This is a genomic window from Nonomuraea sp. NPDC005730 (assembly GCF_040630865.1).
In the GTDB taxonomy this organism is placed as follows: Bacteria; Actinomycetota; Actinomycetes; order Streptosporangiales; family Streptosporangiaceae; genus Nonomuraea.
Window position 1 is genome coordinate 60,367 of the sequence record NZ_JBEXYK010000055.1, and the last position, 11,499, is coordinate 71,865.

The following is an 11,499-nucleotide window of genomic DNA, read 5'->3' on the forward strand; positions in this document are numbered from 1 at the left end:
AGTTGTGACTGCTCAAATCTTAGACGACAGTTACAGGGAGATCTGATGCCCACTCAGGAAGCCGCGCTGGCATGGATCGAGCGTTGGGACCGTCAGCAGGAGGGCTATCTGCCCGACCGGGAGGCTCGCTTCACCGCGCTGATCGACGCGGTCGAGGCGCTGGGCCGGCCGGATCCCGTGGTCATCGACCTGGGGTGCGGGCCGGGGTCGTTGTCCGCCCGGCTGCTCGAACGCCTGCCCTCGGCCACCGTGATCGCCGTCGACGCCGACCCGCTGCTGCTGGGGCTCGGCCGGGCCGCCTACCCGGGGCTGCGGTTCGTCTCGGCCGACCTGCGTACCGGCGGGTGGACCAAGGAGCTCGGCCTCGACCGTCCCGCCGACGCCGCCGTCAGCACCACCGCGCTCCACTGGATCTCGCCCGAGGAGCTTCAGGAGACGTACGCCGAGCTGGCCGGCGTCCTGCGCCCCGGCGGGATCCTGCTCAACGGCGACCACATGGACTCCTCCTCCCCCACCCTGGCCCGGCTGGAGCACGCGGTGCACCAGCGCGAGACCGACCGCGTCTTCGGCGACCGCCGCCCCGAGGACTGGCGCGCCTGGTGGGACGCCATCGCCGCCGACCCCGCCTTCGCCGACCTCAACCAGGAGCGCAGCACGGCCGGCGCATCCCATCACGGCTCGGAGTCCCACCTGGTCGAGCAGCACGTAAGCGCGCTGACCAAGGCCGGGTTCGGCGAGATCGGCACGTTGTGGCAGCGCGGGAACAACCGCCTGCTGTGCGCCGTGCGAAGCTGACCCGCGACGCCATCCGGCGGGCGCAGGCAGGCGAGACGTGGTTTCCTGTAGGTCATGGACGAGTCGCAAGTCACCCGCTACCTGGACAGATTCGGAGCGTCCCGGCCGGTGCCGCCGGACGTCCACGGCCTGCGGGCCCTGCAGCTCGCGCACCTGAGGGCGGTGCCGTTCGAGAACCTGAGCATCCACCTCGGCGAGCCGATCTCCCTCGCTCCCGACGCCCTGTTCGACAAGCTCGTCACCCGCCGCCGCGGCGGCTTCTGTTACGAGCAGAACGGCCTGTTCGCCGCGCTGCTCACCGCGCTCGGCTACCGGGTGACCCTGCTCGCGGCGCGGGTGTTCGGCGGCGGCCGGCCGGGGCCGCTGTTCGACCACCTCGCGCTCCGCGTCGACCTCGACGAGCCCTGGCTGGTGGACGTCGGCTTCGGCGACTTCGCCGACGAGCCGCTGCGGATCGACGAGCGCGGTGAGCAGAAGGACGGGGCGGGGGTCTTCCAGATCGTGCCCGCTCCCGGGGAGCACGGCGATCTCGACGTGTCGCACAACGGCGAGCCCGCCTACCGGCTCACCGCGCGGCCGTACGAGCTGACCGACTTCGTACCGACCTGCTGGTGGCAGGCGACCTCGCCGGACTCGCACTTCACCAGGTCGCCGGTGTGCTCGATGCGTACGGCGGAGGGGCGTACCACGATCAGCGGGCGCAAGCTGATCGTCACCCGGCAGGGCGAACGCGCCGAGCGCATCCTGAACGAGAACGAGCTGCTTCCGGCGTACCGGGAGCACTTCGGCGTGACGCTCGACCGGGCGCCGGCGGCGGGAGCCTGACCCCGGGAACGTCACACCGGCTGGACTACGGTGGCCGACCATGGCCGACTACCTCTCTCCCGTCTTCTACGACCTGCTCGCCGTGCACAGCCACATACCGGACGTGCGCGAGAAGTTGCCGTCCCTCCTGACCGGAGTGCGCCGCAGCATCGTTGAGATAGGTGCCGGAACCGGCCTGATCACCACGTCCCTGGCCGACTGGACGCCCGCCGAGATCTTCGCCCTGGAACCCTCGGACACGATGCGGGCAGTACTGCTCTCCCGCCTGGCCGAACGGCCCGACCTGCTCGAACGGGTCACCGTGCTGCCCTGCGACGCCCTGAGCCTCGACCTCGACGAGCCGGTCGAGGCCATGGTGATGATCAACGTGTTGTACGCCCTGGAGCCCGGCTACCGCAGGCGGCTCTGGCCCGTCCTGGCCGACCGGCTGGAGCCCGGCGGTCTTCTCCTGTTCACCTGGCGCGACGGCGGCCCGCCGAAGCCGCGTCCCATGCGGCAACTGGACTCCCGGCGGGTGGGCCGCCACACGTACACGGTCTCGTCCGAGATCATCGAGTCGGACGACGAACGCGCCACATGCCGCTACCTCTACCGGATCACCCAGGGCGACGAAGTGCTCAGCGAGGAAGAACTCGTCGGCCACGCCTACCGTCCCGCCTGGGAAACACTTCGGGACGAACTCATGAGCGCGGGTTACGTCCGGACCGCCGCCCCCGACGGCCTCCTCGCCTGGCGACGCACCTGATCGACGTCAATGCCCGGCATATATGAAAATTACGGACGCAAACCAGCGTCCTCATCGACATCATCAGTCGGCACACGATCGTTACGAGATATCACTCATCCGGCCAACAGCGCTCTCTTACTCTATTCCCTGCTATATCCATCAAAATGAAGGACACTGATGAAGCTCTTCTTCGCGGGCCTCGCGACCACTGCGGCGATCGTGGGCGCGGCGGCCGTACCCGCTCAGGCCGCATCACCGGCAACCACGCAGGCCGCCCCGGCGGACGCGGTGAAAGCCCTGAAGGCCCAACTAGTACCGGGCAAGGGCGTGAAGATCGACCAATTAAACAGCATCACCGTCGATTTCTCCGTCGACGACCAGGACATGCAGGTACAGGTGAACACCCGAACCAACGGCACGCTGGCGTTCGGCAAGGGCAAGGTGGCGGCCGCCGACCTCCGCATCCGCATGTCGTCCCGCCAGAGGACCGACCCTCCCTACCGGGTCGTCGCCGAAGGCAGGAACGCCTACGTGACCAACCCCGGCATCGTCAAGGCGTTGCCCGCCGGCCGTTCCTGGATCGGATCGAGGACCGGTGAGCGCGAGAACGCCATCCTCGACATGGGCACCACGCCGGCGGACCTGAAGTTCATGCTGGACAACTCCTCCGAGGTGGCGACCGGCGAATACCAGGGCACCGCCACCCTCGCCGCCTACCGGCACGACAAGTCGGCCGGTGAAGGCAGCGTCGAGTTCCACCTGTACTTCGACAAGAACAACCTGCTCACCCGGTCAGTCGTCGACTCGACCTCCTCCTCCGACGGCGACGCCTACCGCCAGATGGCCTTCCACACCGACACCAAGTACTCCGGCTGGGGCGCCAAGGTGAAGATCACCGCACCGGCGGCCGGCAAGGTCGTCAGCGAGAAGAAGCTCACCCCGAAGACCCGCAGGGCCGTCATCAAGGCCGGCTACCCGGAGACCGGCCCCTTCTGACCACCTTCAGAAGGCCCGACCTCACCGACCTGCCGCCCGCACGCCGAGACGGGGCTGCCACTACAGCCCCGCCCTCAGCCGGCGTGGTCCTCGAACTCCCACGCCCCGATCCGGCCGATCTTCGCTGCCGGCTCGTCCCATGCCGGAGCCTCCAGTACGGCAATCCGTTCGCTCAGCCACTCGGCCACCTCTTCCGGACGAAGCTCGGCGACGAAGAGCCGGTGCCGGCCCATGAGAAAGGGCCGCCGTTCGAGTTGCTCCGCGAGAGCCGACGGGGTGCAGACGGTGAGCTGAAATTGTTCCTCGCCCGGTTCCCCTGAGGACCGACATACATTTCCAGTAGTTCGCAGGCATGGGCGGGGTCATCGATTCCCCGCCCCGTCTCCAGATCGACCAACGGACAGCTCTGCTCGCGCTCTCATCGTCGTGTATCAACTGAACATTGCCTGAGCCACGCGTTTCTGAAGTCACTCAGCGCTCCCCTGACGGTCGCTCTGGTGACATCCCCCGCCTTCAATGGCGCGCCCTTCGCGAACGGGAACCTGCTTATCGGGCCCGGCGTCTGAGAGTAGGTGAGACGTTCCGCATATTCAGGCTTGCTGGTTACCGCATTAGTGCTCACCGTCGGTGCAGGCGGCTGCGCGACACGTATGTCGCAATCGGCGTCGCGGCCGACTGCCCCGCCTCCGGTGCCGACCTTGCCGGCGGCCGAGGACGTCTGGCCGGAGGCGTTCTTCTCGGTGCCACGCTGGTTCAGCGACACCCGTGACGTTCAGCCGCTGGCGATGCTCAGCGAGCACGAGGTGCTGATGGCCGACCCCGACGAGCACCGGCCGATCCTGGTGAACTACGACCGACGGACCGGCAGGCACAAAGTCTTGGGCACCGTCCCCGAGAGCACGGCGCGTTACCACCGGATCGAGAACGTGACCGTCAGCGATTCGCAGATCGCATGGATCGCCGCAGTCCGCCATCCGGACCGCACGAGCCCCGAGCTGCAACTGTGGACGATGCCGATCACGGGCGGCCCTGTTCGCTTCGTGGCCCTCTTCTCGCCCGACCCCCACCGGCCCGGGGGCCGAGACGGCCGTATGTACCGCCTGGAAGTCGTGGGCGACCAGATCGTCTGGTGGGAGGACAGCGGAGGCTCCGTCTACCGCGTCCCTCTCACCGGCGGAACTCCGACCCTGATGGGATCCGGCTACATCTCCACCTGGCCTTGGGTGCACGACGGCAAGAACACCATCACCAACATCGTCACCGGCGAGAAACGCTCCGCCGAAAAGGTCGACGGCACCGACCGGCGCTGCGGACCCGAATGGTGTGTCAGCGGCGTCGCCCGCGCCGCCAACCAGCTGACGCAGGTGATCGTGCAACGCCGGGACGGCTCACGACGCGGCATCGTCCCCGGCGGGTTCCGCAGGACGCCTCTCTTCCACGAGAGGTTCGGGTTCTTCGATCCGCCGAAGGTCATCGGCGAGGGTTCCTCCATATCCACCGCCCGTGTCGGAAGGTTGGAGAACGGCAGCGTGATCTACGACCGCTGCGGCGACACGTCCGCTGCGCTGCAACTGAAAGAGGGCAAGGCGGCCGAGTACGAGTTGACCATTCAGGTCGGCGGCTCCATCCCCGGCGGCCCGTTGTTGTTCTGGCGGAACGACGTCCGCAAGCGATACACGGTCATGGACCTGGCCGCCATCCCCGAGCAGGGCTGCTGACCTCCCGACGACGCGAGCTGTTCCTGTCGGTGCCGACTGGCAGCATGACGGCATGTCCTTGCAGCCCCCCGATGCCTCCTGGCTCTGCGGCGAATACGCCGATGAGTGCTACAGCTTCACCTACGTGCGCGCCACGCCCGAACAGGTGGTCGCACGCCTCGGCGGCCGATGGGAGGACTTCACGCCGGGCCCCTTCCCCGAAGGCCCGGACCCCGGGGGCCTTGTCGGCGTCACCTCCATCGGCGAGTGGACGTTCGTCTCCGATCCCGACTGGCTCGGCACCTGCGAAGACCTGATCATCGAGCTGTCCAGGGGCACCCGCCTCGTCTCCCAGGCCGCACTCGGCGTCAAGGGCCTCGACTACTTCTACTGGTGCGAGGACGGCGAGATCAGATTGGGCTGGGGCGGCGACGACGGCTTCCTGACGGAAACGCCCGCCGAACTCGTGGACACGATGGCGGAGATCGACCGGCTCTACCCGTCGCGTCCCCGGCTCTACAAAGGACCGGCCTTCCTGCTCGTCGAGCACCTGACCGGCATCAGGGCGACGGAGCACCTGCTGAAGGGTTCCACGTTCAGATGGGGCGTCATCTCGCCGGCGACCAAGCCCTGACGCCGGCAAGCCCGATACGCCGTCGAAGCCGAGTGCCAGGCTGGAGAAGTCCCATGGCTGCTACCGACGACCTCCGACGGTGGATCGTCGGCTGGGACGAATTGACGGACCTCGACCTGATCCGCGCTCGGCTCGCCGCGGGCGCTGATCCGAACTCCGGCGTGCGTCTCTTCGACAAGGTGGGCGGCTGCTGTTGCGGCTGGGACGGCCGGTGCGGCCCCAACCTGGCCTGCGCCAGATGCGACCGCCCGGTGGCGACCCGCGTCGACGACTGCGGGTTCTGGCAGGTGGTGTGGCTGGAACCGGACGCCGTGCGTCCCGTCGCCGTCGCCGGCCCCGTCCAGCGGATGATGGACTGGACGGAGCTGCCGAGCACCGCCGCGTCGTCGGTAGTGGCCAGTCAGGGCACGCGTCTGGAAAGCCGACGGAAGTCCGACTGGGCCAGGACGTGGTCGACGGCGATGGCCCTCAGCGGGGCCGGTCCAGGTCGAACGCCACACCGGCCAGGCGGATCGTCCGCACCCTCGGGTCCTTGAGCAGCTCCCGCAGCTCGCGGACCGAGCTGAGCTGGTCCACATAGCCGTAGGCGAGCCCGGCCTCGGCTGCCTTGCGCAGCCGATCCAAGGACAGGTCGAAGGAGCGCAGGTTGGCGTTGTCGTGGTCACGCAGCAGGGCGACCCAGTCGCGGAACTGCGGCAGGTTGCCACCGCACATGTCCTCGGTCTTGTCGCCGCCCTTGCCGAGGTCCATCGCGTCGTTCCAGTAGTCGAAGCCCCAGGTGACAGGGAGGGAGCCGGGTCTGCGCTCGTACACGATCCGTTCGGCGCAGGTGCCGTACTGCTTCACGACCGACTTCATCTCGGCCTCGCCGAGCGGCTGCTCGAACTCCACCACCGCCAGCGAGCTGAGGTCGGCGGGCAGCCGGGCGAGCACCGCGCGCACGTTGTCCTTGGTCGCCAGCGTGGTGCCGATGTCGAACAGAGACTGGGAAAGCCTGGTGTGGGCGGTGCTGCCCAACGGCAGGCGGCCCACGCGGCCGAAGAAGTCCTGACTGATCGCGTACGACTCGCTCCCGGCCGGCCAGTCTCCGGTCGGCGCGATGGGACGCGCGGCCACCTCGAACGACATCGAGACGGGCGTGGTCTGGCAACAGGAGCCGATCGTCACCGTATACGCCGGGTTGTAGATCTTGAACGCGGTGCCGAGCACGGCCTGCATACGGCGTTCCCGGTCGCCGCGGGTCTGCACCAGGGACGAGCCCTCGGTCGCGGCTACCGCGAGCAGCGCCAGCACGGCCAGGACGATGGCGACCGTCCTGAACAACCCCCGCCGGACCGCGCGCCGGGTGCGCTTGGGGTCGAAGTCCGGCAGGTCTGGCATTTCAGGCATGTTCATTGCTCTCCTCGTAAAGGTCGGCGAAGGCGGCCCTCGCCCGCCACACCGCGGTCTTGATCGAGTTGTGCGACCTGCCGGTCATCGCGGCCACCTCCACCATCGAGAAGCCCTCGAAGTAGACCAGCGCGAGCAGCCGGCGTTGCTGCTCGGGCAGCCGCTCGAGCGCGTCGCGCACGTCCAGCGACTCCACGTGCAGCGGCGGCACACCCAACTCGTCGGGGTTCGGGAGGGCCGGCTCGCGGCGGCTCCTACGTACGTGATCGACCAGGACATTGCGCGCGATCGTGAGCAGCCACGCCGCCGCGTTGTCCCCCCGCCAGCCGAGCAGCGCTCTGGTCGCCTTGACGAACGTCTCCTGCGCCAGGTCCTCGGCGAGATGCGGATCGCGGGTCCTGCGCAGGAGGAACCCGCACACGAGCCGCCAGTGCTCGCGATACAGCTCCTCGATGATGTCGCCCCCCGAACGGTTTCGATTGTCACGTCACATACAGACGCCGCCGCGGCGAGAATGGTCACACGGGTTGCCGATCAATGTGCCGGAAGCATGACATCGCAGCGGAACCAGGGCCGCCCCCTTGACCGAGTACCGGCAAGAGCGCCGTCAACGGTGCATCAGGTGAACGGACATGCTGTGGGCGGATTCCAGGGCCTTTCTCATCGCGTGCCATGCTGAGGCCGCGGGATGAACGAAGCCGATCGCGCTGCGGTGCTCGCCTCGCAGAACCTCTTCGCGACGCTGGGCGCCGATGACCCTCAGGAGTGGGCCGCATCAGAGATCTCAGAGGACATACCTCAGCTGGCTGGCTTCTTGGCGCTGCGGCGCATATGGCCAGACTTGATCAATGGCTGGGCCACGCCGGAAGCGCTGGAAGGCATTCCCGCGGCTGCCCGACTACTCGCCGACGGCGCGGACCCCACCGACCTTGCACGGGTCGCCCAGGTGGCCGCCTACGAAAAAGCGTTCAGTCTCCTTCACAGCCTCACTGCCCACGGCCGCGACGACGACGCACCCACGGACACCCCTGGCTGGCGCCTCATGAAAACCACACCGTCAAGCGAACTCACTGGCAGGGCCGTACAGAGTCTTCATGAGAGCCTGCTCACCATGGCCCCCTCACGCCGCGAAGGGCAGGACATCTTCGGCTAGAGAGGCTGTACAACCCTGCTGCACGAGATCGAAAAGGCCCTCTCCCGATCACGGGAAAGGGCCTTCTACGTGCAGAGCCGACGAGGGGAATCGAACCCCTGACCTTCTGTTTACAAGGGACTTCGAGACTGTCCACCGACGTCCGCCGCCGTCACGAACACCTGCTCAGAGCCCTTCCTGGAGCGTTCCCAGTCCAGAAGTATCCGGGGTTGTCCAGAACGGTTGTTAGCATCCGCGTTAGCAAGATCACCAACCTCCGCGCCGCGCCATCAGATCACGCGTCAGAGCAAGGTCTCCGGCCGAAGTACATCACTGCGCAGGATGCGATGGATCTCGCCGACATCGGCATTATGGTTCGTCTGATGTCGCAGTTCCTTGCGTACGGCGTCTGTCACCACGTCGGAGAGAAGCACCTGAGCCAGGGACTTCGGGGACGTTGCCGCGCGAGCCCTCCACAGGTCATCGATCAGGCGGCGCTTGAACGCCTCCTTGGTCAAGTAAAAGAGTGCGTCCGTCTTGACGCTCAAGCTGACGTCACTGAGCAGGTCCACTTCGAGAGCCAGGTCGATCACCACGGGGAGGCCTGCGGTCATGTGGTACGCCTGCCACACTTGCCCGTTGGACAGGACCATCCATTCAACGCCCTCGTTCACGGCGTACATCTGCACCTGCCGAAGGTGTTTGACGTTGAGCTTCTGACTGCAACGCTTCACCTCTATGAAGGCGATCAGCTGCTTGTCGATGCGGATGCCATAGTCAGCGAATTCACCCTTGACTTGGTACTCCGTGGTGAGATCGTCATATTTGTCGTAGCCGAGTCCTGCGCACAGGAAGTCGGTGATAAGCAGACGCGTGTCCCCCTCGTTGGCATCACGCGCTATAAGATCGGTTAGCGGCTTGGAGTAGCGCCGTATCGCTGCTCGAACGCGATCCCGCGCTTCTGCCTCCCACTTCGGAACTGCTCGCGCCCCCGCCGGCTTCCTCGCTGGGGAGCTTACGGGCAGCAGGCGTCGGATCGGTGCGAGGCCGTTGCTGTACAGCGCTGCTGTACGGAGAGGCCCCTTCCGAATCCTGGAAGGGGCCTCTGAGCTGCGAGCCGACGAGGGGAATCGAACCCCTGACCTCTGTTACAAGGTCCCTCAACGATCTTCAGGGTCGTCTAGCATCCTTCGTTCTGCTGGTCGCCAAAGGCCTGGCCGTTCAGATTCGTTCAGCCCCGTTCATGATCGTCCATTCGGGTGGCTCCCAAGGTGGCTCCCAGCAAGGCCAAGAAACCACCTCGCCGACTTACCATGCCTTAGCGAGCACTTGGGCGCCCGAGACGGACGAATCGTCTATCAGTCGTCGATCCAGATGTACCACTGGCCGTCGAAGTGGCGGTAGTAGCCTGGCGCGTCGATGTCCGGCTCGCCATTCGGACTCCAGGCGAAGCCATAACTTCCGAAGAAGCCCGTGTCCTCGATCATGAAGCCGAAGGCCCGGCGGGATCCTTCAAGGTACTCGACGGGATACAGGCCGACCCAATTCCGCTTCCCCGGCGGCGTCCCCTCTGACACCGTCTTCGCGAAGTGGTCGAGGCTGCTGCGTGACAACTCGAAACGCATCCTGACCGGCGCACCAACGTAGACCAGTGCGCCGACCAACGCCACGACCAGAGGCGGCACGGCCCAGAACATCCAGTTACGACGCAATGCGACTAGCCTCCCCCGCCTGAGAAGGACGACACCGAGCACGATCAGCCAGGTGACGCCAAACAACAGCCAACCGACGCCGACGAGCATGAGCCACATGAAATGCCAACCGGGAACACTCGTCGCGTAAATCGTTCCGAGCCCCAGCAATACGGCGAACGTCGCCCAGTCCCTGCCGCTGACGTTCATGGGAGCGCGCTGGCGAGACGCCTCAGGAAGATCGCTGGTTGTGTCCACCGCGTGATCCTAACTTCCGCTGGTGGCGATTCCCCCGGGCTGGTGTGTACGTATTGTGCAGAAATCCCCGATCCATGTCGGGGCTTCGTTCATGGCACTCATGCGCGCGCTCCTGTGGCTCGGGAGCGTGATCGCGACCCTGGCCCGTGACAGGTTATGGCTACAGAGATGCGCGTGGAAGTACGGCGAGCAGACCACCGGATCGTCGATCGCCCCCGACCAACTACGGAGGCCAGCCGGCACGTGGCGATCGTAGGGCTGTATCCGTGCGGCGGCGTGACGCCGGGGTCGGCGAGATCGCTTGGGTCGGCGGGGGCGGCGGTCGGCGTGGCGGCCCGTGCTGCTGCCGGCCGGGACCGGCCCCCAGGCCGCATGCCCGGGCGGCGGGCAAGCGGCGGGCAAGCGGCGGGCCGCCGGACGGCGGCGCGGCGCACCGCCGCTTGACGACTACGAGGACACGGTACGGCTGCACCTGAAGCCGGGACTGGGCCGTCACAAGCTGACCAAGCTCACCGTGACCCAAGTCGATGCCCTGTGGCAGGCCAAGCGCGCGGCGGGATACAAGGCGAACAGCATCCGCAACATGCGTGCCGTGCTGCGCAAGGCCATGGGCCAGGCTGAGCGGGAGGGGCTGGTCATGCGGAACGTCGCGGCCCTGTCCATGCTTCCACGCGTCCCGATCGAGGAGGGCCGGACGCTCACGGTCGAGGACGGCAAGATGCTCCTCGGCACAGCAGCAGGTCACCGCATGGGCGTTCTCGTCCTCCTGGCCCTCGTCTTCGGACTGCGTCGCGCCGAAGCACTCGGCCTCATGTGGAACGCCTTCGACCCGGACGCCCGCACCCTCCGCGTCACCCACTCCGTCAAGCGACTCAAGAACCGCGACCCGAACACCACGCCCAAGACCCGCATCGTGATCAGTGAGCTCAAGACCAAGCGGTCACGCCGTATCCTCTGCCTCGCTCCTGAGCTGATCGAGGCGATCAAACGGCACAAGGTCATGCACAACCAGGAACGTCTCAAGGCCGGCGAGGGCTGGACGGAGCACGGGCTGATGTTCCCGACAGCTTTCGGCAATCCGTCCGCCCCGGACGCCTTCTCGTACCTGTTCTCCCGCCTGGCCAAGAAGGCGGGCCTCGGCCACTGGCACCCCCTCGAACTCGGCCACTCAGGCGCATCGCTCATGCTCGCCCAAGGCACGCCGCTGCACGTAGTGTCCGAAGCCCTCGGCCACGCCAGCATCTCGATCATCAAGGACGTCTAGTACTGCAGCGAGGTTTTGTGATCTGTAGCGTGGAGGCATGCCAGATGACTTAACCGCTGCTGATCTGCAGGAGTGGGTCACGGGGCTGGAT

At 66.7% G+C, this 11,499-nt stretch carries 13 protein-coding genes; 8 read left to right on the forward strand and 5 right to left on the reverse strand.

Annotated features, from left to right (window positions below; all coding sequences use genetic code 11):
* The first annotated feature begins 45 nt into the window (after positions 1–45).
* From ABZ444_RS39620 to ABZ444_RS39635, 4 genes are all read left to right on the forward strand, one after another.
* On the forward strand, positions 46–795 hold the full coding sequence (locus ABZ444_RS39620) for a class I SAM-dependent methyltransferase (RefSeq protein WP_358008756.1): 750 nt from the start codon (positions 46–48) through the stop codon (positions 793–795).
* Between the two features lie 54 nt (positions 796–849).
* A complete protein-coding gene (locus tag ABZ444_RS39625; RefSeq protein WP_358008758.1) occupies positions 850–1,620 on the forward strand; it encodes an arylamine N-acetyltransferase in 771 nt (256 codons plus the stop codon).
* 40 nt (positions 1,621–1,660) lie between these two features.
* A complete protein-coding gene (locus ABZ444_RS39630; protein ID WP_358008760.1) occupies positions 1,661–2,365 on the forward strand; it encodes a class I SAM-dependent methyltransferase in 705 nt (234 codons plus the stop codon).
* Between the two features lie 159 nt (positions 2,366–2,524).
* Positions 2,525–3,343 (forward strand): hypothetical protein, encoded by an 819-nt coding sequence (locus tag ABZ444_RS39635; RefSeq protein ID WP_358008762.1) that lies wholly within the window; start codon positions 2,525–2,527, stop codon positions 3,341–3,343.
* Between the two features lie 74 nt (positions 3,344–3,417).
* Here the strand turns inward: ABZ444_RS39635 and ABZ444_RS39640 are convergent, their stop codons facing one another.
* Positions 3,418–3,693 carry an Imm8 family immunity protein gene (locus tag ABZ444_RS39640; RefSeq protein WP_358008777.1) on the reverse strand — a complete coding sequence of 92 codons (276 nt, stop codon included), beginning with the start codon at positions 3,691–3,693 and terminating at the stop codon, positions 3,418–3,420.
* Between the two features lie 264 nt (positions 3,694–3,957).
* Here ABZ444_RS39640 and ABZ444_RS39645 point away from each other — a divergent pair, with 264 nt between their 5' ends.
* A complete protein-coding gene (locus tag ABZ444_RS39645) occupies positions 3,958–5,061 on the forward strand; it encodes a hypothetical protein (protein ID WP_358008764.1) in 1,104 nt (367 codons plus the stop codon).
* A gap of 52 nt (positions 5,062–5,113) precedes the next feature.
* Positions 5,114–5,674, forward strand: coding sequence for a DUF6461 domain-containing protein (locus ABZ444_RS39650; protein WP_358008766.1), 561 nt, complete (start codon positions 5,114–5,116; stop codon positions 5,672–5,674).
* Between the two features lie 468 nt (positions 5,675–6,142).
* Here the strand turns inward: ABZ444_RS39650 and ABZ444_RS39655 are convergent, their stop codons facing one another.
* Together ABZ444_RS39655 and ABZ444_RS39660 are read right to left on the reverse strand one after the other, a co-directional pair.
* Positions 6,143–7,063: a hypothetical protein gene (locus ABZ444_RS39655; RefSeq protein ID WP_358008768.1), complete on the reverse strand. Its 921-nt coding sequence runs from the start codon at positions 7,061–7,063 to the stop codon at positions 6,143–6,145.
* Positions 7,056–7,520: an RNA polymerase sigma factor gene (locus tag ABZ444_RS39660; RefSeq protein ID WP_358008779.1), complete on the reverse strand. Its 465-nt coding sequence runs from the start codon at positions 7,518–7,520 to the stop codon at positions 7,056–7,058. Before ABZ444_RS39660 ends, ABZ444_RS39655 begins: the two co-directional genes overlap by 8 nt.
* A gap of 231 nt (positions 7,521–7,751) precedes the next feature.
* On the opposite strand from ABZ444_RS39660, the gene ABZ444_RS39665 reads away from it, so the two are divergent.
* Positions 7,752–8,216: a hypothetical protein gene (locus ABZ444_RS39665; protein ID WP_358008770.1), complete on the forward strand. Its 465-nt coding sequence runs from the start codon at positions 7,752–7,754 to the stop codon at positions 8,214–8,216.
* Positions 8,217–8,497: 281 nt separating this feature from the next.
* Here the strand turns inward: ABZ444_RS39665 and ABZ444_RS39670 are convergent, their stop codons facing one another.
* A complete protein-coding gene (locus ABZ444_RS39670; RefSeq protein ID WP_358008772.1) occupies positions 8,498–8,884 on the reverse strand; it encodes a hypothetical protein in 387 nt (128 codons plus the stop codon).
* Between the two features lie 669 nt (positions 8,885–9,553).
* On the reverse strand, positions 9,554–10,144 hold the full coding sequence (locus ABZ444_RS39675; protein WP_358008774.1) for a hypothetical protein: 591 nt from the start codon (positions 10,142–10,144) through the stop codon (positions 9,554–9,556).
* Between the two features lie 337 nt (positions 10,145–10,481).
* On the opposite strand from ABZ444_RS39675, the gene ABZ444_RS39680 reads away from it, so the two are divergent.
* A complete protein-coding gene (locus ABZ444_RS39680; protein WP_358008775.1) occupies positions 10,482–11,408 on the forward strand; it encodes a site-specific integrase in 927 nt (308 codons plus the stop codon).
* Positions 11,409–11,499 lie beyond the last annotated feature (91 nt).